Genomic DNA, 21,046 nt, shown 5'->3' on the forward strand with positions numbered 1-21,046 from the left:
CGAGGGATGAGTAGCGCAGGCGAGTCCCACGAGCCGAGCAGCGCAGTCGGCTGGGGAGGCTGTGGCTGCAATGTTGAGCATACGGCGCGAGCGAACGCGAGCGCCGTTTTACCGGACTCGAACGCAGTGAGAGTCCGGCCTTTTAACGTAGATTTTTGCAAAGGGGGTTCCCACAGGTCGCCGAAGGCGACCGGGGAAACCCCCAGCAGTAAAAAGTGGGTTTAGAGCAGTTCGTCGAAGTCGTAGCCGTTGATGTCCACGCCGTCGCTGGTCACGTCGGCCAGATAGATGCCGTTGCCCGAACCGGTGTCGCGCTCGGCGGCGGCCTTGATAGAGGCGGCGGCGACTTCTTTCGCTTCCTCGTTGGTCATGTCGTCCTCGTAGCGGTCCTCTAAGGTCCCGTAGGCGACGGTCAGCCCGGAGCCCGTAACGGTGTAGTCGTCCTGCATGACGCCGCCGGCGGGGTCGATGGAGTAGACGTGATGGCCGTCGTCGTCGACGCCCCCGAGGATGGGGTTGATGGCGAAGAAGGGACCGCCCCGGGCGAAGTTCCCGGCGAGCGTCGAGAGAGCCTGCATGCTCATGTCCTCGCCGCGGCGGGCCTCGTAGAGGTTGACCTCGGCCCGCAGCGTGCGGATGAACGACTGGGCGCCGCCGACGCTACCGACCAGCGTCAGCGCCGCCGTCGGGTGTATCTGTTCGACCTTCTGGACGTTCTTGTTGGAGACAAAGCGGCCACCGAGCGAGGCCCGCATGTCGGTGGCGATGACGACGCCCTCGCTGGTGGTGATGCCGATGGTCGTCGTCCCGGTCTTGTTGACTTTCTCCGCGTCCCCGCCCGAGCGGTCCGGTAGCGAGCCGACCTCGGGCTCGTAGGGGTCCGTCTGGAACCGGTCGGCTGTCGGCGGCTGGGAGAGCGGTGAGTTCGGGTCGGTCATTACCGCCCGATAGCAGTCGGGCGCTGATAAAACTGTGGTGACGAGGCTGCTTACTCCTGTGCCTGTTCGTAGGCTCGGTTGAGTCCGTCGACGGCGCGGTCGATGGGGAGCCGGAGGCCGAGCCGCTCGGTGACCATCGCCACGGGGAGCAGGACGATGCCGGCGAGCAGGGTGAGCTGGTACAGTGCGAATATCGTCGCGGTTTGCAGTCGGGCAGCCATGTTCGCTTCACTCTTCGGTGGGCCAAACCAGTATATATACCTTGGGGCCGGGACTGCCGTATGTCGGAACGTTCGTGATGAACTGGGGCGCCGCCGTGTTGCGGTTTAGTCTGAGGTGTCACTATGTCAATAAGAAGGCAGCTTCTCCGGGGAAGTCGCGTAACTCGGCGGCAAGGTTGGTCCCTGTTTCCCATAAGTTATAGCGATAGTAGCGGTGACGTGCGCGGCGGCCGCGAACCGCAACTAACGAGTAGCCAGCCCTCGATGCTCGATACATGAACTATCTCGTGGCGATGGAAGCCGCCTGGTTGGTCCGTGACGTAGAAGATATCGACGACGCCATCGGCGTCGCCGTCAGCGAGGCCGGCAAGCGCCTCAACGAGGCCGATATGGACTACGTCGAGGTGGAGGTCGGCGCGACGGGCTGTCCGGCCTGTGGCGAGCCGTTCGACTCGGCCTTTATCGCCGCAGACACCGCTCTCGTCGGTCTCGTCCTGGAGATGGACGTGTTCAACGCCGAGTCCGTTGAGCACGCCCAGCGCATCGCCAAAAGCGAAATCGGCGGTGCCCTGCGGGACGTCCCCCTGAAAGTCATCGAAGTGTTCGAGACCGAAGAAGACGAGGACGCCGAAGCCGAAGCCTGATACGGGCCGTTGTGGGGGATAGCCGGCCGGGGATGGTCCCGACCGTGGGTTTTTTAATTACCCCGAGTTATGGCGAACTATGGACTTGCCGACGCCCGAGGACCTGCGGGAGCGGCGAAACGAGCTGGACCTGACCCAGAGCGAACTGGCCGAACACGCCGACGTCTCACAGCCGCTTATCGCACGCATCGAGGGCGGTGACGTGGACCCGCGGCTCTCGACGCTGCGGCGCATCGTCAACGCCTTAGACGAGGCCGAGGGCGGGATCATCCGCGCTCGCGACGTGATGAACTCGCCCGTCGTGAGCGTCGAGCCCGACGACTCGGTCCACCAGAGCAAGGAGCTGATGGACGAGAAGGGGTACTCGCAGGTCCCGGTCATCCGCGACGGCTCGCCCCAGGGGCTCATCGGCAACTCCGCCATCCGCCAGCGCCCGGAGGAAAACGTCGGCGAACTCCCCGTGGCCGAGGTCATGCACGAATCCATCGCCACCGTCGAACCCGACGCGACCATCGACGAGGTGGACGCGTACCTCAACCACAACGCCGCGGTGATGGTCGTCGAGGGCGGCCGGACCGTCGGTGTCATCACCGAGGCCGACATCGCTCGTACGGTTAGCTGACCGGTCATACGGGTCGTTGGCGAACCGCGCCAGGACACAGTGAACGCCAGCAGCCGTGGCTCCGCTTCAATCTCCGTTTTCCACCCTTCAGGCGGCGCCTACTGGGATCAACGATAGCGCTGGTATATATAACCGGAATGAGAATATGTGACTGAAGACCATGGCAGAGTCAATCAACACCCATCTGGAAGCGGCACTGCAAGAGACGACCGACAAACACGCCAGGTACCACATCAGGCAGGCACTTCAGCTGCTGGTCGTTGAACAGGAATCGCAAAGCGACCGCCTCTCCGTCTGAATCGTCGCTGCCCCGTTTGTACGCTCAGTCCCGTAGCTCCAGCCCACGAATCGAGACCGCTTCTTTGCCCGCCGCGACGTGACCGATAACCCGTGCGTCCTCGCTCGCCTCGACAACGGTTTCGGCGTCGTCTTCGGGCAACGCAGCCACGAACCCGGTCCCCATGTTGAAGGTCCGATGCATCTCCTCGTCGCCGACGTTCCCCTCCTCCTGGACGAACTCGAAGACGGGCTGGGGGTCGAAGGCGTCCGTAATCTCGTAGCGGAACGCCCCCATCCGCGTGAGGTTCGTCCACCCGCCGCCGGTGACGTGGGCGGCAGCGTGGGTCTCGGCCTCGCGGAGGGGCGCCAGCACCTCGCTGTAGATGCGCGTCGGCGTCAGGAGTTCCTCGGCGATGGACCGCTCCGGCGCGGGCGGGAACGGATCGGTGTACTCGTGGTTCCGGGTGACGGCTTCCCGTGCCAGCGTCAGCCCGTTGGAGTGGATGCCCGAGGAGGGCCAGCCGACGATGGCGTCGCCGGCCTCGGCCTCGCCGGGGAAGACGGCGTCTTTCGGCGCCAGGCCGGCGCAGGTCCCGGCGATATCGAGGCCCTTGATTACGTCGGGCATCACCGCCGTCTCGCCGCCGACCAGGGCGACACCGGCGCGCTCGGCCCCCTCCTGAAGCCCGGCGCCGATGGCCTCGCTCGTCGCCTCGTCCGGGGTCTCGACGGCGAGGTAGTCGACGAACGCGACGGGTTCGACGCCCGTCGCGAGCAGGTCGTTGACGTTCATCGCCATGCAGTCGATGCCGATGGTAGAGTAGTCGTCGATGGCTTCCGCCACCAGGAGTTTGGTGCCGACGCCGTCGGTAGCCAGCGCCAGATACTGGTCGCCGATATCCACGAGGCCGGCGTAGTCGCCCTCAAACTCGCCGGCCGCGCCGATGAGTGCCTTCGTCGCCGCTTCGCTCGCGTCGATGTCGACGCCGGTCTCGGCGTAGGTCAGCCCCTCCGCCTCGTCTTCGTCGGGAGTCGCGTCGTCCTCGGTCATACCGAAACCGGTGCGTGGGGCGGGCAAAAGAGCATCGTTCCGTCAGAGGACAAACAGCGCGCCGACCGCCAGCAGGAGCGACGGGACCGCGACGACGGCCCAGACGAGCGTGCTCCAAGCGCGAATCTTTCGGCCGTCAAGCGGGCCGAAAGGGAGCATGTTGAACCCCGCCAGCAGGAGGTTTATCTGCAGGCCGCGGCTGGCGACTTCGGCGAGGAAGCCGCTCGTTCCGGCGGACAGAACGGCCAAATACGGTACCAGGAAGACGACAGCGAGCAGGAGGTTCGTCACCGGCCCCGCGAGCGCGATGAGGCCGTTCTGCTTTGCGGTGATGCGGCCCCGATGGACGACTGCGCCGGGGGCGGCAAAGAGGAAGCCAACGAGCGCCCCGACGACGGCGAAACCGAGCATCCGGTAGTCCGCCCGGAAGGCCGCGGCCTGGCCGAACCGCACCGCAACCACTTTGTGAGCGATCTCGTGCAACAGAAAGCCCACGCCGACGGTCAGCAGGCTAACCAGGAGTGTCCCGGCGACGACACCGGGGCGCAGCGCGGTCAGCTGGCCGCCCAGATCGAGCGCGGCGACGATCTCCCGCTCCAGCAGGAGGGTAAAGGCGACGCCCAGTGCGAGCCAGGCGACGGCGAGGTCCCGAATCTCCCGCTGGCTGAACTCAAGGTGCATTACAGCCCCCCGACGAGTATCTGGTACCCCTGTTCGATACCGGCCCAGAGCAGGCGCGTCACGCCGTCGATACCGCCGATGTCGGCCGCGATGTAGGGCAACAGGAGCGGAAAGACGACGTAGGAAGCCACGGCGCTACCGACGTTGGCCAGCGCGACGATGAGGATGAGCCGGAAGAGTGGGACGGCTCGCATCCGCGCCATCAGGTCGGCGATTGGGGCCTCCTCGTCGCTCAGTATCTCGTTGAGGTCGGCGATGTCGCCGACGTTGACGGAGATGTAGCGCAACTCGACGTAGCCGGCGAACCAGCCCGCCGCGAGCAAGGGAAAGAGGCTCGTAAGCCAGCCAAAGAGGCCGGCGGCGGCGGCGCTGGACCAGTGTGCCCCCGCCACCTTCGCCAGCCCGCCCGCACAGACGGCGTTGACGACGACGAGCGCGACGAACAGCTTGAGCAAGACGGCCTGGCTCGCGCCGCCCAGCACGAGCAGGCCGAAAAAGACCAGGAAGGCCAGCCCGACGGCGTAGCCCACGAGCTTGTACAGCGAGAACCGACCGCCGCTCTCGGTGCCGACCAGCGACGACATCGGCGGGAGTTCCTCGGGGTGGTCGAGATAGCGCTCGATGCCCTCGCGGTGGCCCGCGCCGACGATGGCCACGACGTGGTAGCCCGCCTCGCGGAGTTCGACCAGCCGGTGGGCGATGAAAGCGTCGCGCTCGTCGATGAGCGCCTCCGCCCCGCCGGGGGAGAACTGCCGGAACTCCTCCATCATCGCGCTCACCACGTCGGTGTCGGTCATCTGTTCGATGTCGAACGCCTCGACGTCCTCGGTGTCGCCGCCAAGGCGGCCGAGCGCGAGTGCGACCGGTAGCCCGACGACGAGGCTCACCGCGACGACGACGAGAAGCGTGTCCAGCAGGCCGACCAGGCCGCCGGGTATCGCGCCCCCGAGCGCGCCGGCGGGAAGCAACAGACTGTCGGTGAACGCGCCGGCGACGACGGCGATGGCGCCGCCGAAGACGGCCCCGACGGTGAGTCCGACGGTCAGTGGCGGCCCCATCTCCGCGAGCAGGCTCCCGAGCAACGTCAGCTTCTCGCGGGCGGTCAGCCGGGCCCAGAACCGCTGGACCGTGGTCTGGATGTCCCGGTCGACCAGCGCCAGACCCAGGCCGAGTTCCTCCGCGGTGTCGATGGCGGCTTTCATGTCGGCGCCGGGCTCGACGTCGAACCGGTCGCCCAGCCGGGCCTGGATATACGACAGCATCCAGTAGGCCAGGAACTGAAAGACCGTGTTCCCCCGGAGGAGGTCGCTCGCGTTCAGGTCGTCGGGTGCCTCCCCCTGCATCTGTCGGTATCTCCCTTCATCGAGCTCGACGGCCACGATATCGGGCCGCCGTTCCTCGAGTGTCGATTCCACTTCCTCGACGCTCTGCTCGGAGACGTGGGCGGTCCCCACGACTTCGACGGACCCGTCCCCTCTCGGTTCGGGAAACTCCTCGTCCGCCGACGCCGTGTGTTCGGTCATCACGCCCGGCTACACAGCGGCTTCCTTTACCATTGTCGGGTCGGCCGACGGCGTTTGCCCGCTCAAGAGTGACAATCTGAGAAGAAGTGGTTACACATCGCGTCTCGTTGCTCGATAATAACTACTAAATTACAGGTCGGTGAGGTGGTAACCGCAAGACGACGGTAACTAACCTAATAGTAAGTATCTTACCAATATTTTAGCAACTATGATATGTGTGGACACCAACTGAAAACACGAGACACATGCACGACCTGACTGGGTTCCAGCGTGACCTGTTGTACGTAATCGCCGGACTGGACGAGCCCCATGGCCTCGCTATCAAGGACGAACTGGAGGGGTACTACGAGAGCGAGGTCAACCACGGCCGGCTCTATCCCAACCTCGACACGCTGGTCGAGAAGGGACTGGTAGAGAAAGGGCAACGTGACCGGCGGACCAACTTCTATACGCTGACACGCCGGGGCCAGCGGGAACTCGACGCGCGACAGGACTGGGAATCACAGTACGTCGCGGCCTGAGGCGCGGGTACCGCCGTCCCGCAGCGAGGGCGATGACGTTTATCCTTCTCGCCGCCGAAAGGGACGTATGGCACTTGACGTTGCTGTCCCCGACCGGCCGACCCTGTCTTCCGCAGTCGAGACAGCGGAGTACGACGACGTGGACGTACAGGGCGACGAATACCGACGCGATGAACTCTCCGAGGCCCTCGCTGACGGCGCCTGGGACGACGCTTTCACCCGGTGGGCCGCCGACACCGGCATCGACGAGGACACGTGGGCCATCGTCACCGACCTCGACCTTGTCGCGGAGTTTGACTTCTTCTGGGACTCCTTTGCGGGGCGGGTCGGCTATCACGCCCCCGGCCTGCCGGAGAACTGGCGCGAGCGGGAGATCCACCCCGATATCGAGTCCTGGGAGACAGTCTCTTCGATAAACGCCGGGCTGACCGAACTCGGCCAGGTCGTTTGTGACGTGTTGGCCGACGACTACCTCGACTGGGAGGCCCAGGAGGTCGACGCCGGCGACCTTCCTGACTTCTAGGGCGTCCCCGAGCGACGAACGCCTCGGCTCCGCCGCTCGTCGGACGGTGAATCAGGTATGCCAGACACGCCGGAACGCGACCGACCAGTGTGGAACCGGCTCCCGCTACGCTATGTGGAATAAGACCCCGCCCGGACCGGCACGCTGATAATCGTTGACGGGCTGTTCCCAAATATGCCAGCAATTACCTCACCACGCGAACGGGAGTGCGAGCGGTGCGGGCGACGCGACCTGTGGGACGACGACCACAGCACCTGGCGAATCGCGGTCGTGGACGGCGAGAAACAGTCCGGAAACCCCCACTGCCTCCACGAGTGGGACATCAACGGGACGTTCAACCCGGTCGATTTCTGACTGGGGTTTTTCGAGTCGCGCTTTCGGGAGACTGAAGTTACAGCAAAAAACGCCCTTCAGTGCCTACGGTTCGGCCGCCGGTCGCGCGACGGTGTTCGGCGTCGCCGTCTCGCCGCCGTCAGTTGTCGACGTGTCACCGCTTGCGGACCCGTCGGTGGTTCCATCAGACGTTTCGTTTGTACTGGTGTCGGTTGTCGTCTCGGTCGTCTGGTCGTTGTCGGGGGCGGACAGGTTCACCGTCGTCGCCGAGCCGTCCTCGCCGACGACCTGCCCCTCCGTGACCTCGGCCGTTCCGTTGAGCGGTATCGACGCCTGCGGGTTGACCGGGACGCTGAACTCGTAGGCCCCTTGGGCTCGAACGCTCACGTTCGTGTACCCTTCTTCGGTGCCCCAGTCGTCGTACCCGGTCGTCGAGTACGGGACAGTCATCTCGAACTGGCCGTCGGACCCAACGTCGACACGCTGGGTGTAGGTGAACGTCTCGTTGGTGACGTTGTTTCGCATCGGGACGCTCGCTTCGACGGTGGTGTTTGCCGGGGCGGTCCCCTCGATAGTCCCGCCGGGGACCCGCTCGAACAGCTTTGTCCAGGCCGGGTTGGTGTGGTCCATCGTCCCGGCGGCCGCGTCCGACATACAGTAGGTCTGGTTGCCGACTGGCATCGATGTCTGGTTGGCCGCACAGTCCCCGGTCGTAGAGCGCTGGCTCGGGAGCTGACCGAACCCGGACTCGATGAGCTGGAACTGGTTGTGCGCGCCGGAGCTGTACGCGCTCGTCTCGCTGGAGCCGACAAAGCGGTAGTGTTCCAGCGCCGGGACCCGCTCGCCGGGCTGGGCGCCGAAGCCGCCTATCTGTGCGGTCCCGTCCGACTCGGTGAAGTTTCGGGCCGCTTCCATCGTCCTGAACCGCTTCACCGCGGGCGAGCCGTCCTCCGGCGAGGCCCGGATGTTCTGACCGTTGCGCGTGGTCGCCTGATCCCAGTCGACGACGTAGACGAACGGCTGGGACGCCGACTGGGGTTCCTTGGCGCTGCCGTGGTACTCGTAGAGCCGGACGACCATGCTATCGTAGTAGTCTTGGGTCCGGTAGTTCATGTACTGCTGTGGGTTCTGTCGGTTCCGAATCGTCCCGTAGTAGTCGCTCTCCGAGACGTTCGAGACGTCGTAGAACCGGGGCGGGGCGAAGAACTTCCCGCCGCCCTGGCCGTAGGTGTTGGCCATCTTCCAGTCGACAGCCACGTACCTGGTTTCGGCCGGAGTTTCGTCGTCTTCGTCCACCGTTTCAAGGACACCGTTGGCCTGTGTCTCGTTAGGCGCGAGCAGGAAGTTTGCTGCCGCGTCCGATCCCTGCTGGAACGGGTTCGCGTTCGGTATCCGCTCACCTTGAACCGTGATGATGTGGCCGTAGTCCCACCACGACATCACGCCATATGCCCCTTCGGGGTAGTCGTAATCCTCCTGGTCGGCGTAGGTACCGTAGTACTCCAGCGTCCCGTTACCGCCAGTTCCGTAGACTCCTTCCTCGGGTGAGTTCTCGTCCAGCCATTCCATGCCCTCGGTCCAGGCGGCCGGTTCTTCGCCGGGGCCCGCGCCCCCGCCCACGGCCAGTGCCGTCGGTGAGACCAGCACGAGCGTCCCGAACAGAACTAGCACGACCGAGACGATAGTAATGACCTCGTAGGCCTCGACGCCGTCCTCGAAGGAGAAGTCGGTCCACCGGACCACGTAGTCGACGGCGACCGCGGAGAGTGCGGCTACCGGGAAGACGAGATAGACGCCGAATCGGATTTGGGTGAACGAAGCGGCCAGGATGAACGCGAACCAGACGACCATCAGGAACTGCTCCGCGCTCGCCTCGCTGTCGGCAAGTTGGTTGAACAGGACGAAACCGGCGCCGATGATTGCGGCAAACAGCGCGAGCCCGTGGTACTGGTAGAGGCGGCTCGGATCTTGAAGCGGCGTCGCCTCACCGACGGAAGTGGTCGTGGCACCTGGGTTCTGCGTGAAGCCGACGACTCGAAGCACTTGGTCGACGAAGTAACTGAACAGGTCCGGTGTCAGCACCGCGGACAGTACTGCGAGTATCGCCAGAGTACCACCGACAACGACGGGATAGAGGTTCCGGTCGTAGTCGTTGGCTTCCACGTAGCGGGCGAGCCAGGCCATGAAGACACAGCCGCCGGCGATAACGGCCGCAAGCAGCACCTGCAGCAGCGTGTGGTCCGTTGCGGAGATGGTCAGCCGCCTGATGACGGCAAGTTGTAGCACAGCTACCGTAGTCATCATCACGGCCCCGGAGATCGCCACGTGTTCCGGGCTCTTGCCTCGGACGAATTCGAGGGTAAGCCAGAGCAGGAAGAAGACGCCGAGAATGCCGAGCAGGAGGACGGCCGGGGGCCACGTCCAGAGGTACAGCGAGATGGCGAGCCCGGCCAGGACGGCGTAGCCGACGCTGGCTCTGAGCGCCGGTACGTCGCGGTCGAGGAACTGCTCGTAGATCGGCTTGTCGCGTTCGGCGACGGAGACGGCGACCATCACGGCCAGGACGGAGGTCACCTGCAGTAATCCTTCGGCGACCTGGTGGTCGTACACCCCGGCGACGCTCCGCTGGAGGAAGAGTCCGGCCGACAGCGCCAGTATTCCAGCCGCGGTCACGCCGCCGATACGACCGGCGAGCCGTCGGCCGACGTAATAGGTCGGAATCGCGGCGACGGCGCCCATCACGGCCGGGGCAAAGAGCGCGACCATCGCGACGGTGTGGGCGCTGGGATCGCCCAGCCCGATGACGATCGATATCGTCCCGAATACCTGGTCCATCAGCGTCCCGAACTGGCCCGAACGGTTTCCATAGGGGAAGCGGGTCCACGGGTCGAACGGCATCGTCGCCGGCCAGTTCTCGACGACGAACATCGTCGACCGGTAGTGATACCACGGGTCGGTCCCGCTGAAAATAACTTCGCCGTCGACGATGAAGTTCGTGTAGTTCCGGGCCCGATTCCACAGCATGAACCCAAACACGAGGAGGAGGGCTGGCACGTGGTACCATGATTTGACCCTGTCCAGCGCGGACTCAGGTTCGGGGGTATCGGTAGACGTGCCCCGTGAGTGACTCATTAGTCAGAGACACTGCCAAGGCCCGCATAAGCCTTTTGACCTCGGGTCGATGAGCGGCCCGACACGGGATGGAAACGCCTAACAGCGACGGTGATGCATTCCACGCCAATGCGCGTCTCGGTCGTCCTCTGTACGCACACGCTGGAGCGGTACGATGACTGCATGGAGGCCGCTGAGAGCGTTCTCGGACAGTCCCACCGAGACGTGGAGCTGGTACTTGTCTCGGACGGGAACGACGACGTCTACGAGCAGTTCGAGGACGACTTCGGCGACCGCGACGACGTGGTGACACACTGCAACGACGAGAACATCGGCCTGCTGGAGAGCCGGAACAACGGCGCTGAGCGGGCGACCGGGGACGTGGTCGCTTTTCTCGACGACGATGCCGTCGCCGCCGAGGACTGGGCCGAGCGACTGGTCGCCGCCTACGAGGCAGACGGGGACCGGCAGGCGGTCGGCGGACGGATGGTCCCGGCCTGGGTCGCCGGCAAGCCCCGGTTTCTCCCCGAGGAGTTCTACTGGCTCGTCGGCGTCACCAACCGCGGGTTCGGACCGGACGGCGACCCCGACGAGGCCGGCGAAGTCCGCAACACCTTCGGCTCGAACATCTCCTTTCGCCGGGACGTGTTTCTCGACCTCGGAGGGTTCGAGGACGACATCGGCGGGCGACAGGGCGAAAAGAACCTCCAGGGTGGCGAGACGGAGCTGTGTGCCCGCCTCCGGAGCGAGTACGACACGGGCGTCTACTACGTCCCCGACGCGCTGGTCGCTCACAAGGTGTTCGACTACCGGACCGACCCCGGCTGGCTCGTCGACCGCGCGTTCTGGCAGGGGTACTCGAAACGCGGGATGGAGGTGTTTGTACCGGAATCGACCGGCGAGGAGTCGGACTTCCTCGGTGACCTCCTGTTTCGGTTCCTCCCGTCACGCCTCCGCGGATTCGCCGAATCCCCGTCTCTCGGCGCAGTCCTGCAGCTGGTCTTCCTATTTCTTCTCACCGGCAGTGTCGGCGTGGGATATCTCTACGGAATGTACGTCTGGCGGTAGCCACCGCTTCCTGAATGCGATCGATTCTGTAACAGTGATTTAATTCAGCACTGAGTCTAGGACTTCGGTCGCCTCGCTGATAGTCAGGACGCCGGAGACGTGGGTCCCGAGTGCGTAGACTCCTAGCCCAACGAGCGGGAGGACACTCAGGTCAACAAACCACGGACCGTACGGTTCCAGTGCGAGCAACAACAGGGTCGTACCGAGCCCGAGAGTGAGAACCCGAACTGCCGGGAACCCGGTGAGCGGCCTGAGACCGACATTGCGTGCGGCTAAAATGTGGGTTACCGCCATGAGCCCGTATGCCGTCGAGGTGCCGATAGCCGCGCCGACGATGCCAACACGCGGTATCAACAGCACGTTCAGGACCACGTTGACGACCACTGACACCCCCGTTGCGAGCAGTAACTGGCGCAAGTGCCCCCCTGCCTGTAACACCGGCCAGATAACCCGTGCGACAGCAAAGCCCAGCACGCCCGGAAGAAGTACCTGTAGTGGCCGGACGCTTGCCTCGTACGGCGCGCCGAAGTACACGGTGAGGAACTGTTCGCCTAGGACGAACACGCCGGCGACGAGCAAAACTGTGAGAACGATGACGTACCGGAGAAGGCGTGACAGCAGCGACGTAAGGCGGTCTATCTTCTTGTCTTCCCAGAGCTCCGCTGTCGACTGGATCATCACCATCTCCATCGCCACTGAGACAACCCACATGAACTCCGAAACCTGTAGCGCCGCCCGGTAGTGCCCAGTTTTCGTCGCATCCCAGAAGTGGCTGACGAGCAGGACATCGATCTTGTACATACTCGTCAACAGGAGTGTAAGCGCCATCGACTGAACCCCGAACCGAACCAAGGGTCGCGTGTACGTTTTCAGAGCTAAACTGCGTACGGACGGGAGTACACCGGCCTCACGGAACGCTAGTGCCGTCGAGAGGATACCAGTGAGCAGAAACCCTGTCGCGAATCCGGCAAACACGCCCGGCACGCCGTATCCGGCACTGGCTAACGAGAGCCCAACGACAGCGAGGATGACAGACCGGGCAGGGACGAGCGGTTCGGCGAGCTCCTCCCGTTTGTACGCGTGGAGCACGCCGCGACCAAAGTAGTACAGTTGCTCGCCGACGACTGCACCGAGCATCAGGTACAGCGCCGATTGGAGTGTTCCGTCGGTAAACCAGGTAATGAGTCCGACCAGCGCCGGAATACCGACGAGCAGGGTCGCGGCGTGAAGCGCGAACGATGTGGTAACGAGGCTGGTTCGGTCGTCGCCGGTCTCCCTCGACGCGTACGTCTTGGTCGCCTCGAACAGCCCGAGGTTCAGTATTTTCCGACTCGGGAGGAAAATCGCCATCACCAGCGCGTAGGTCCCGAACCCGTCCTGGCCAACGGTACGGACCAGTAACGGGATGAAAACGGCGAACGTCAGAAGCCGACCGAGATCCCCTGTAAAGACCGAAATGTATCCCTTTAGAAGGCTACCGTCATCGGCCATCACTCGACGTAACCGAGGTCACGCATCTGTTGTTTGAGGTCTTCATCCACGTCATTGCGCTCGACGTCGACCGTTTCACCGTTCCGGACCATCGACACGTCCGCGTCGCGGCTTACAATCTTCGTCTCGAAGTCCTGCCACGCGACGGTCGTCGTTCCGTGCCACGGCGCGATCGTGAGTGTCTGGTCGCGTGGCGTCTCACGGACGTCTTTCCCGTGCCACTCGGAGGGGATCTCACCGCCGACTTCACCCAGTAGCGACGGCGCGATGTCGAGGACGCTGAGGGGCTCACACAGCGAGAGGTCATTCGTCGCCACGGGCACGGTGGTCAGCGTGTCGACCACTCGCCGCCGCTGTGGCTGGTGGAAGTACTGGCCGTCCTCGCCGAACTCGTCACCGTGGTCCGAACTGAACACGACGAGGGGGTCCGACGAGTCGACGGAGTCGACAAGGCGCTCTATCTCGGCATCCGCCCGGGAGAGGGTCTGGCGGTACTTCTGCGTAATCGTTTCCTTCTCGTCCGCACTGAGTTTTTCAGGGGCAAACAGCGCCTTTCGGTCGATCTCTTTCGGCACGGCGTCGTCGCCGAGGCCGTACGGGCGATGCGTCCCCATCATGTGGAGCCACATAAACCGTGGCCCCGACTCGTCGTTGAACGCCGCGATCGCGTTGTCGATGAGTTCGTTGTCGGGAAGCCGGTTCGAGAGCTTCGCGTGGGGCGGCCGGAAGCGATGGTAGACCTTCCGGATGAGGTCGAACTGTGACGCGAACTGCCGAAGAGGGTTGCCGCGGTTGCCCGCTTCGGAGTAGTTGTTATACACGTAGAACCCAGCATCAAATCCGAACCGTGGGTCAGTGTGGGGAGACGAGGAGAGGCCGATGGTCGTGTATCCCGCCTGCGAGAACGCTTCGGCGACTGTCGGAGACATCGCACGGGACTCGATAGCCCCCTGGTACGACGCAGTGAGAATACTGGCGAGGCTGGGCCGCGTGTAGTGAGCCCCAGTCACGCCCTGGTGCTGAGAGAACGTAGAAACGAACTCCATGGCGTCCACGAAATCGTAGCGGACAGAGTCTGCGGTAACGAATATAATATCTCTCATTGCTATCAGCACCGATTGAGAACCACTTGAGTCCTGCGATCAGTCCACGTAACCGAGATCTTTCAGCATCTCCTGGGTGTCGGCATCGACGTCTTGGTCGCTGACCTCGCTCCCGGCGCTATCCCATTCCTGTAGCTTCTCGCGGAGGTCGTCGTACGGCGTTCCGTCGGTCGCTCCAGTGGCGACGAGGTCGCTCTCTTCGTCGGGGTCAGCGGACAGGTCGTACAGTTCGTGGTCGGATCCTTCACGAATGAGTTTCCACACCGGCGTGCGGAGGCCGATCGACTCCGTAAACTCCGGGTAGGCCGTCAGGAACGCGTCGCGGTCTCCCGGCGGCGTGCCGTCGTCGTTCGCGCGGATGCTCCGCCCCTCGAACTTGTCCGGTACTTCGACGTCTAACAGGTCAAGTACTGTCGGTGCGATGTCAATCGTTCGGACCTGATCGGAGACGGTCTCCGGTTCGATGTCCGGGTGATGGAACGCAAGCGGGACGTGGAGTTCCTCGTCGTAGAGCTGGCGGCCATGGCCAGTGTATCCGTGGTCGTCTAGCGCCTCGCCATGGTCAGCGGTGAGGATCACGAGCGTTTCCTCGCGGAGGTTCCGCGCCTCGAGTTCGTCGAGTAACTGTTGTACGTACTCGTCGATGAGCTTCATCGCGGCTGTGTACTCGTCGTGGGCTTCGAGATCGCTGCGGTCGTAGTTCCGCGGCTCGTGCATATCGAAGTAGTGGACCCAGCCGAAGAAGGGGCTGTCAACGCGGTCGAGCTGGTCGACAGCGTTCTGTGTCACGCTCTTGGCCGTTCGACAGTGGAGTCTGATGAGGCCCGTCTGGCGCAGGAGCGACTTCAAATTCCACTGTTCCGTTCCGATGTCTTTCACCGCTCCGAATACCGTGTTGAACGTCTTCGTGTCGTATATTCGACTCAGAATCGGGTACAGCGTGTCGTAGGAGCCGCCGCCGTCACAGTACTCGTCGAACCCGCGTCCGAGTCCCGAGTGTTCGTCACTGAGGTGATCGACACTGACGACGCCGAACGTGTCGTTCCCGGCCTCCTGTATTTCCTCCGATAGGACGGGCACGGATTCGTCAAGCCCCCAGCCGTTCTCCTGCACGCCGTGCGTGTGGGGGTACGAGGCAGTCATGAACGACGTGAGACTCGGATCAGTGGTGTTCGCCACGGTGTACGCCTGATCGAAGTACAGGCCATCCGTTGCGAGTCGTTCGAGCGTCGGGACGATGCCCTCCGATATCCCCCGCTGAAGCACGTCTTCACGGAGACAGTCGATGCTGACGAGCAGTACGTTCTCGATAGTGTGTGAGTCGAAGTCTTGCATTGTCAGTCTTCACCGATAACGGCGTTGACGCGGTACGGTTCCTCGTCCCGGTACTGCTGTTTCACGATCATCTCCGCGAGGAACCCGAACATCACAAGCTGAACCCCGAATATGACGAGGGCGACAGTCAGAATGAGCCGCGGGACGTGTGGTGCCAGCGACTGTCCGAAGGCGTACTTGAGAACTACCATGTGTGATCCGATAAGGCTACCGACGGTCATCAGAACGATCCCGATACCGCCGAAGAAGTGGGACGGCCGAGTGGAAAACCGGTTCCAGAAGACGTGAAACAGAAGGTCGACGAACCCTTTGACCAGCCGTTTCATGCCGTACTTCGTCTCACCAGCAGTCCGCGGACGATGGTCGACGGGTAGTTCTGTTATTTTGTACCCGCGCTTGTGCAACTTTGCCGGGATGTACCGATGTCCCTCTCCGTAGAGGTCTATCTCTTTCAGCCCCGCAGCTCGGTAGGCGGTCAGCGTGCATCCGAAGTCGTGAATATCCGGCCCGGTCAGCTTCGCCAACCGTGTCTGTATCGCCGACGGAATGGTTTTCGAAAGCGGGTCGTCGCGGTCGCGCCGCCAGCCGCTGACGCAGTCGTACCCCTCCTCGAGTTTCGTGAGGAGCTTCGGAATGTCCGCCGGGTTGTTCTGCCGGTCAGCGTCCATCGTCACGATATATTCTCCTGTCGCGTAGTCGATTCCGGCGGCCAGAGCCGCACTCTGACCGAAGTTACGTCGAAGTAAGACCCCTGTCACTTCGTCACGGTCCGTCGCGATCTGCCGTATCGTCTCGGCCGTCCCGTCCGTGCTCCCGTCGTCAACGACAATTATTTGATACGGGCCGTACGTCGTATTGTCCCGGAACGTCGACTGAATCTCATCGATCAGCGGCTCCAGATTCTCGGACTCGTTATATGCAGGAAGCACGACAGATGTCTGGAAGTCACTGTCGGTGTCTGTCGCTGATACGACCGACCCGTCCGGTAGGCTCCCTGTTTTTGCCATTCTAAGGCTCTGTATGCGCTACAAGGTGCGCATTTATTAACAGTTGCCATTTGCTACCTGCTCGATCTGTACCGATACCGCAGAAATTTCGAGTATTAGTCCGTTAGAGTGGTTTTTAGGTTGTGACTCCCTTAACAAAGAGACGTATCCGAAAGCAACACCGAGGCCTATATCATCGGGATGCTGTCTCCCGAAATCGCACAGACTATTACAGTCAGTGGTCAATCACGAGGAAATGCCCTCTAGTCTGTGGAACAGCATACGCACGTCGGTCCGCCGCGAACCGTTTGTGCCGCTCATTGCGCTGGCTGCGTTCCTGCTGATGGTCTTCGGTACCTGGCGGCTACGCCCGCATCTGACCTTCCCTGATGAAACCGGAGCCATCGAACTCGCGCTCAGGATTGGGTACGAGCAGAACCCCTTCATCGACAACTTCCGGAAGGGCGGGAACTTCCACCTCTACCTGCTCGGGCTCTCGTTCGTTCCGGTGGCACTGTACTGGCTCATGACTGGGCAGTTCGGCGACATCATCTCGGGCGCGGCCAGCGTGGGGAGTTCACCGAGCTGGGGCGTGTCTCCGGACCTCCTCAGGGCCTTCTACGATGTGCTGCTGGCCGGTCGGCTCGTTTCCGTCGTGTTCGGTGTCGGTACCGTTGTCGTCGTCTACTACCTCGGACGTGAGCTGCTGAACCGCCGTGCCGGAATCCTGGCGTCGGTGTTTCTCACGACGACCGTCGGGTACGTCCTCACGGCCCACTACGCGACCGAGGACGTTCCGATGACGTTCTTTTTGATGCTCGGGTTCCTGCTTACGGTCCGTGCGTTTCACTCCGGCAACACCAGAACACTGCTGGCCGCCGCGTTGGTCGCCGGCCTGGCAGCGTCGACGAAGGCGACTGCCGGGCTCCTCGTCGCCCCTCTCGCGCTCGTCATCATCGAGCGCCACTGGGAGGAGTCGGGGACAGTCGTCGAGTTCGTCACGACGGCTTGGAAATACCCGGCGCTGACGATACTCGGGTACGTTACCACGACGCCGTCGATATTCGTCCATCCGGGCTCGTGGGCCGACGAAATATCCCGATACGTCGTCCGGAGCACGACCGACGTCTCGTACAGCTGGTCGGACCCCGGATGGCTCATCCAGTTGGCACACCTCGCTGAAGGCCAGGGCATCGCGCTGTTCCTGTTTGCGATGGTGTCCGTAGTACTCGTTGTCGGCTTCCTGCTGCGTGGCACGCTTGACAGTGCTGTCTGGCTGTTACTTCTCTACGCAGGCCCGTACTTTTGGGTCATAATTCAGGGGAACATGACGCAGTTCCCGCGGGTGATGCCGCTGTTCCCGATTCTCGCGGTTCTCGCCGGCGTCGCCGGAGCCGAGCTAACCCGGTCTACGCGGTCTGTCCGGGTGGCTGGCATCGGCTTGCTCACGCTCGTTATCGTCTTCTCGGGGGTCCACACTCTCGCTGGCGTCGCCGATCTCAATCAGTCACGGCAGGAGGCGACGACTTGGACACACGCCAACCTGGACAGTTCAGACACCGTTGACGTGTACTCCCAGCGAGTGTACCTCCCGGAGTTTCCCGACAAGGCTACGGTGAACCGGTATGTCATCCACTCGACGATCCCACGTCAAGAGTGGCAACCAGGCCTCGAACGGCTGGACTGTAACGCGCCTGACTACGTCGTCCTCTCCAGCTACCACTACTTCCGATTCTTCAAGGACCCGTCAGTGTACCCGGGCGTGACCGAACGTATGTCGGCGCTGTTCGCCGAGGAAGACTACGAAATCGTCCGGACCTTCGGGCCGCCGGTCGACACCGAACTTAGCGCGGAACGGAAATTCAGAGACAGCGCCGGCTTTGCCTCGTTCCCCGAGGACGGGAACCCAACTATCGTTGTGCTGCAGCGGAGTGACGATGAACCGACCTGCTGATGATAGCAACATGGATACCACTGTTCGCGAGCGCTTTGCCGCACACAAAACGGAACGTGGAACGGGGCGAGACAACCGTGAGGATAAGCGAGGTTGAAAGCCGTGAGTGAGGACCCACTCCCGAGCGTCTGCGTTGTGACCCATCCCCTGGCCGCCGCTGGTGAGAACGCTACGCGGAGCCTGCTCGATATCCTCTCTGCCATCACGTCTGTCTCGCTCGTGACGGCCGACCTGCCCGCGGATTCGGAAATACGCGACCGGCACGAACTCATCGAACTGACCCGAAAGAGCGCCGGCGAGTCCGTCGTTACCGCCGCGGTCCGGTTCCTGCTGAATCAACTCCGGATGTGCCGGGTCATCGCCGACCGAGACGAGGACGTGGTCCTGTTTTTCGGCGCGACCTCCTACCTACTCCCAATCGTCATGGCCCGCCTGCTCGGGAAGACTGTCCTCGTCGAACCACGCGGTGACGTGCCGTTGACGCTCCGTCTGAACTGGAAACAGCGACTGCCCGACAGGGTGGCTGCCGGGCTCGCCGGGGTGGTGCGTGCGCTGGAACGGACCGGGTTCGCCACGGCCCACGGCGTCGTCACCTACACGCCGGAAATGGCCCGCCAACTTGACCTGCATCCGGAAGCGCCGACGGTGTATCCGATTGGAGCGCGCTACGTTCGCACGGACGAGTTCCGGGTGCGTCGGCCTTACGCCGACCGTGACCGTGTCGTCGGATTCCTCGGCCGGATCGATGAGGAGAAAGGCATTCGGGAGCTCGCCTCCGTCGCCGCCGACCTTCCAGCCGACGTGACCTTCCGGTTTATCGGTGACGGCGACCTCCGGGGGTGGCTCGAAACCGAACTCACGGCGGAAATCGAATGCGGGCAGGTCGAACTCACCGGCTGGGTGGATCACAACGACGTTCCAGAGCAACTGAACGACCTCTCGCTGCTCGTGTTGCCGTCACAGCCGACGGAGGGACTGCCGACGACGATTCTGGAGGCGCTGGCCTGCGGGACGCCCGTACTGGCCTCACCGGTCTCGGGCGTCCCCGATGTCGTCCGTAGCGGTGAGACTGGCTTCCTGCTTGACTCACGGGAGCCGGCGGCTCTCCGGGAAACGGTACTCGATATTTTGGAGCGGGACGACCTAGACAGCATCAGCGAGAACGGACGCGACCTGATAGAGGCCGAGTACAGTTTCGAGGCGGCCTGTGAGCGGTATCGGTCGGTACTCACCGCGTGTTGTCGGTAGCTACACCATCTGTAACACGCGTTCCCTGATTTCGCGGTCCGTCGCCATGCCGAGGCCGTACGCCACCACGCCAAGCGCGATGAGGCCGCCGAGCGTCATGAGCGTCGACGGCGGCAGGACGGTCGCCGCCGCGTACACGACTACACCCATCGCCAGCGCCGTCACCGTCTGTCTGCCGAGGGCGCGCCAGTTTGCCGTCACGGTGATGAACTGTCGGAGGTATACGATCTGGACGACGAGCGCGATGCTCACTGTCGTTATCGTCGCCGCCGCCGCCCCGACTGACCCGAGTTCCGGGACGAGCAACAGATTCAAAACGACGTTCGCGACGAGGGTCAGCGCGGCCGTCCGGAACACGAGGTTTGGCTTTCCGATACCAGTGAGCGTTCGCTGAATCAGTATTTTCGGAGCCTGCAGGAGTTTTTCGGCCATCAGGAGCACGAGAATAAGCCCGCCCGTCTCGAAGTCGTAGACGAGTTGCATGAACGGCTCGGCGAGTATCGTCACGCCAACCACGGCCGGGATGACGAGCAAGAGGCCGTAGGTGAACCCCTCGCTCAGTGCCGTCTCGATACGGCCGTACTCCCCGCGGGACGCCCACTCGCTGATGGACGGAAACACTGCTCGACTTAGTGCCTGGCTGGCCATGACCGCGACGACGCTGACCTTCCACGATGCCTCGTACACCGCGACAGCACTCTTCGAGGCGAAGTACGCAAGCACTAGCGTGTCGGCCCAGTTGTACGCCAGGGAACTCACGCTGTTGAACGACGTGAACTTCGAGAACCCCCACAGGTCCCTGACGGTGTCCATCGTCGGCCAGACAATGTCGCTCGACAACGAGAAGTAGAACACGACGAATTTGAACAGGATACCGACGAGGACGCCATACAGGAGCGCGAAGACCTCGTAGCCGACCGCGATGAGGGCGACGCTCGTCACCACTCTGACTGCTTCCCCGACCAGCTCGATGACGGAGGCCCGTGCTACCGCCCCCTCACCGCGGAGAGCCGCGCCGATAAGCCAGCGCCCGGTGCTGGAGACGATGAGGACCACGAGCAGCGGGACGATCGCGACACCGATGTAGGTGGTGACCCAGTCCCTGAACAGGAAAAGCAGCGCCGCGACGATGCATATCGGCACGAGCGTTATCAGATAGCCGGCAGTCAGGTACGCACCCCGACGCTCCTGACCGGCCTCGCTCATCCGCTTCTCGATGCCCGTATCGACACCTAACCGGGTCGCCGTCTCGACGACGCTCATCACGGCGTCGAACGTGAAGAAAATCCCGAGCACTGTCCCGCCAAGCGTTTGCGCGAAGTAGGCGGTGCCGACGAATCCCAGGAGACTCAAAAGGAGATTCGAGGCGTAAATGGTGACGCTCGCCCGGTCTATGTCCATCGTACACGCCCTG

General features: G+C 63.1%; 20 protein-coding genes. 9 read left to right on the plus strand and 11 right to left on the minus strand.

Translation table 11 applies throughout. The features are described 5' to 3' along the window. Positions 1-221: 221 nt before the first annotated feature. Both psmB and VJ162_RS01865 read right to left on the minus strand, forming a co-directional pair. Positions 222-938, minus strand: a complete 717-nt coding sequence (gene psmB / locus VJ162_RS01860) for an archaeal proteasome endopeptidase complex subunit beta (RefSeq protein ID WP_324662014.1) — start codon at positions 936-938, stop codon at positions 222-224. Between the two features lie 50 nt (positions 939-988). Next, on the minus strand, positions 989-1,159 hold the full coding sequence (locus tag VJ162_RS01865; protein WP_324662015.1) for a hypothetical protein: 171 nt from the start codon (positions 1,157-1,159) through the stop codon (positions 989-991). A gap of 275 nt (positions 1,160-1,434) precedes the next feature. On the opposite strand from VJ162_RS01865, the gene VJ162_RS01870 reads away from it, so the two are divergent. From VJ162_RS01870 to VJ162_RS01880, 3 genes are all read left to right on the plus strand, one after another. Continuing rightward, positions 1,435-1,803, plus strand: coding sequence for a DUF555 domain-containing protein (locus tag VJ162_RS01870; protein WP_324662016.1), 369 nt, complete (start codon positions 1,435-1,437; stop codon positions 1,801-1,803). Positions 1,804-1,882: 79 nt separating this feature from the next. Beyond that, positions 1,883-2,425: a CBS domain-containing protein gene (locus VJ162_RS01875; protein ID WP_324662017.1), complete on the plus strand. Its 543-nt coding sequence runs from the start codon at positions 1,883-1,885 to the stop codon at positions 2,423-2,425. Positions 2,426-2,585: 160 nt separating this feature from the next. Further along, positions 2,586-2,723, plus strand: a complete 138-nt coding sequence (locus VJ162_RS01880) for a hypothetical protein (RefSeq protein WP_324662019.1) — start codon at positions 2,586-2,588, stop codon at positions 2,721-2,723. A 24-nt stretch (positions 2,724-2,747) separates the two neighbouring features. On the opposite strand, the gene purM is transcribed toward VJ162_RS01880, so the two are convergent. From purM to VJ162_RS01895, 3 genes are read right to left on the minus strand one after another with little or no spacing between them, the layout of a single operon-like run. Then, positions 2,748-3,755: a phosphoribosylformylglycinamidine cyclo-ligase gene (gene purM / locus VJ162_RS01885; RefSeq protein WP_324662020.1), complete on the minus strand. Its 1,008-nt coding sequence runs from the start codon at positions 3,753-3,755 to the stop codon at positions 2,748-2,750. Positions 3,756-3,797: 42 nt separating this feature from the next. Next, complete coding sequence (locus VJ162_RS01890) at positions 3,798-4,436, minus strand: site-2 protease family protein (protein ID WP_324662021.1); 639 nt, start codon at positions 4,434-4,436, stop codon at positions 3,798-3,800. Further along, entirely contained in the window at positions 4,436-5,959 is a 1,524-nt protein-coding gene (locus tag VJ162_RS01895) for a TraB/GumN family protein (RefSeq protein WP_324662022.1), read from the minus strand. Before VJ162_RS01895 ends, VJ162_RS01890 begins: the two co-directional genes overlap by 1 nt. Positions 5,960-6,204: 245 nt before the next feature. On the opposite strand from VJ162_RS01895, the gene VJ162_RS01900 reads away from it, so the two are divergent. The 3 genes from VJ162_RS01900 (at position 6,205) to VJ162_RS01910 (ending at position 7,357) form a co-directional block, all read left to right on the plus strand. After that, on the plus strand, positions 6,205-6,480 hold the full coding sequence (locus VJ162_RS01900; protein ID WP_262176942.1) for a PadR family transcriptional regulator: 276 nt from the start codon (positions 6,205-6,207) through the stop codon (positions 6,478-6,480). Between the two features lie 67 nt (positions 6,481-6,547). Continuing rightward, positions 6,548-7,003, plus strand: a complete 456-nt coding sequence (locus tag VJ162_RS01905) for a hypothetical protein (RefSeq protein WP_324662024.1) — start codon at positions 6,548-6,550, stop codon at positions 7,001-7,003. A gap of 174 nt (positions 7,004-7,177) precedes the next feature. Continuing rightward, positions 7,178-7,357 carry an HEWD family protein gene (locus VJ162_RS01910; RefSeq protein ID WP_324662026.1) on the plus strand — a complete coding sequence of 60 codons (180 nt, stop codon included), beginning with the start codon at positions 7,178-7,180 and terminating at the stop codon, positions 7,355-7,357. Between the two features lie 63 nt (positions 7,358-7,420). On the opposite strand, the gene VJ162_RS01915 is transcribed toward VJ162_RS01910, so the two are convergent. After that, a complete protein-coding gene (locus VJ162_RS01915) occupies positions 7,421-10,468 on the minus strand; it encodes an oligosaccharyl transferase, archaeosortase A system-associated (RefSeq protein WP_324662027.1) in 3,048 nt (1,015 codons plus the stop codon). Positions 10,469-10,576: 108 nt separating this feature from the next. Between VJ162_RS01915 and aglG the strand changes: the two genes are divergently transcribed. Continuing rightward, positions 10,577-11,515: a glucosyl-dolichyl phosphate glucuronosyltransferase gene (gene aglG, locus VJ162_RS01920; protein ID WP_324662028.1), complete on the plus strand. Its 939-nt coding sequence runs from the start codon at positions 10,577-10,579 to the stop codon at positions 11,513-11,515. 39 nt (positions 11,516-11,554) lie between these two features. Here aglG and VJ162_RS01925 read toward each other — a convergent pair whose 3' ends face one another. From VJ162_RS01925 to VJ162_RS01940, 4 genes are read right to left on the minus strand one after another with little or no spacing between them, the layout of a single operon-like run. Continuing rightward, complete coding sequence (locus VJ162_RS01925) at positions 11,555-13,006, minus strand: lipopolysaccharide biosynthesis protein (RefSeq protein WP_324662029.1); 1,452 nt, start codon at positions 13,004-13,006, stop codon at positions 11,555-11,557. Beyond that, a complete protein-coding gene (locus VJ162_RS01930) occupies positions 13,006-14,109 on the minus strand; it encodes a sulfatase-like hydrolase/transferase (RefSeq protein WP_324662031.1) in 1,104 nt (367 codons plus the stop codon). Before VJ162_RS01930 ends, VJ162_RS01925 begins: the two co-directional genes overlap by 1 nt. 39 nt (positions 14,110-14,148) lie before the next feature. Further along, positions 14,149-15,444: a sulfatase gene (locus tag VJ162_RS01935; protein WP_324662032.1), complete on the minus strand. Its 1,296-nt coding sequence runs from the start codon at positions 15,442-15,444 to the stop codon at positions 14,149-14,151. Between the two features lie 2 nt (positions 15,445-15,446). After that, positions 15,447-16,451, minus strand: coding sequence for a glycosyltransferase family 2 protein (locus VJ162_RS01940; protein WP_324662033.1), 1,005 nt, complete (start codon positions 16,449-16,451; stop codon positions 15,447-15,449). Between the two features lie 235 nt (positions 16,452-16,686). Between VJ162_RS01940 and VJ162_RS01945 the strand changes: the two genes are divergently transcribed. Beyond that, complete coding sequence (locus VJ162_RS01945; RefSeq protein WP_324662034.1) at positions 16,687-18,384, plus strand: glycosyltransferase family 39 protein; 1,698 nt, start codon at positions 16,687-16,689, stop codon at positions 18,382-18,384. Positions 18,385-18,486: 102 nt separating this feature from the next. Beyond that, positions 18,487-19,632, plus strand: coding sequence for a glycosyltransferase family 4 protein (locus VJ162_RS01950; RefSeq protein WP_324662035.1), 1,146 nt, complete (start codon positions 18,487-18,489; stop codon positions 19,630-19,632). Here the strand turns inward: VJ162_RS01950 and VJ162_RS01955 are convergent, their stop codons facing one another. Continuing rightward, complete coding sequence (locus tag VJ162_RS01955; RefSeq protein WP_324662036.1) at positions 19,633-21,033, minus strand: oligosaccharide flippase family protein; 1,401 nt, start codon at positions 21,031-21,033, stop codon at positions 19,633-19,635. Positions 21,034-21,046 lie beyond the last annotated feature (13 nt).

This window comes from Haloarcula sediminis, assembly GCF_035656455.1.
GTDB classification, from domain to species: Archaea; Halobacteriota; Halobacteria; order Halobacteriales; family Haloarculaceae; genus Haloarcula; species Haloarcula sediminis.

Excerpts from the sequence above, each read along its gene's own strand:
- psmB (WP_324662014.1), bottom strand. The coding sequence starts at position 938 with ATGACCGACCCGAACTCACCGCTCTCCCAGCCGCCGACAGCCGACCGG.
- VJ162_RS01865 (WP_324662015.1), bottom strand. The coding sequence starts at position 1,159 with ATGGCTGCCCGACTGCAAACCGCGACGATATTCGCACTGTACCAGCTC.
- VJ162_RS01870 (WP_324662016.1), top strand. The coding sequence starts at position 1,435 with ATGAACTATCTCGTGGCGATGGAAGCCGCCTGGTTGGTCCGTGACGTA.
- VJ162_RS01875 (WP_324662017.1), top strand. The coding sequence starts at position 1,883 with ATGGACTTGCCGACGCCCGAGGACCTGCGGGAGCGGCGAAACGAGCTG.
- VJ162_RS01880 (WP_324662019.1), top strand. The coding sequence starts at position 2,586 with ATGGCAGAGTCAATCAACACCCATCTGGAAGCGGCACTGCAAGAGACG.
- purM (WP_324662020.1), bottom strand. The coding sequence starts at position 3,755 with ATGACCGAGGACGACGCGACTCCCGACGAAGACGAGGCGGAGGGGCTG.
- VJ162_RS01890 (WP_324662021.1), bottom strand. The coding sequence starts at position 4,436 with ATGCACCTTGAGTTCAGCCAGCGGGAGATTCGGGACCTCGCCGTCGCC.
- VJ162_RS01895 (WP_324662022.1), bottom strand. The coding sequence starts at position 5,959 with ATGACCGAACACACGGCGTCGGCGGACGAGGAGTTTCCCGAACCGAGA.
- VJ162_RS01900 (WP_262176942.1), top strand. The coding sequence starts at position 6,205 with ATGCACGACCTGACTGGGTTCCAGCGTGACCTGTTGTACGTAATCGCC.
- VJ162_RS01905 (WP_324662024.1), top strand. The coding sequence starts at position 6,548 with ATGGCACTTGACGTTGCTGTCCCCGACCGGCCGACCCTGTCTTCCGCA.
- VJ162_RS01910 (WP_324662026.1), top strand. The coding sequence starts at position 7,178 with ATGCCAGCAATTACCTCACCACGCGAACGGGAGTGCGAGCGGTGCGGG.
- VJ162_RS01915 (WP_324662027.1), bottom strand. The coding sequence starts at position 10,468 with ATGAGTCACTCACGGGGCACGTCTACCGATACCCCCGAACCTGAGTCC.
- aglG (WP_324662028.1), top strand. The coding sequence starts at position 10,577 with ATGCGCGTCTCGGTCGTCCTCTGTACGCACACGCTGGAGCGGTACGAT.
- VJ162_RS01925 (WP_324662029.1), bottom strand. The coding sequence starts at position 13,006 with ATGGCCGATGACGGTAGCCTTCTAAAGGGATACATTTCGGTCTTTACA.
- VJ162_RS01930 (WP_324662031.1), bottom strand. The coding sequence starts at position 14,109 with ATGAGAGATATTATATTCGTTACCGCAGACTCTGTCCGCTACGATTTC.
- VJ162_RS01935 (WP_324662032.1), bottom strand. The coding sequence starts at position 15,444 with ATGCAAGACTTCGACTCACACACTATCGAGAACGTACTGCTCGTCAGC.
- VJ162_RS01940 (WP_324662033.1), bottom strand. The coding sequence starts at position 16,451 with ATGGCAAAAACAGGGAGCCTACCGGACGGGTCGGTCGTATCAGCGACA.
- VJ162_RS01945 (WP_324662034.1), top strand. The coding sequence starts at position 16,687 with ATGCCCTCTAGTCTGTGGAACAGCATACGCACGTCGGTCCGCCGCGAA.
- VJ162_RS01955 (WP_324662036.1), bottom strand. The coding sequence starts at position 21,033 with ATGGACATAGACCGGGCGAGCGTCACCATTTACGCCTCGAATCTCCTT.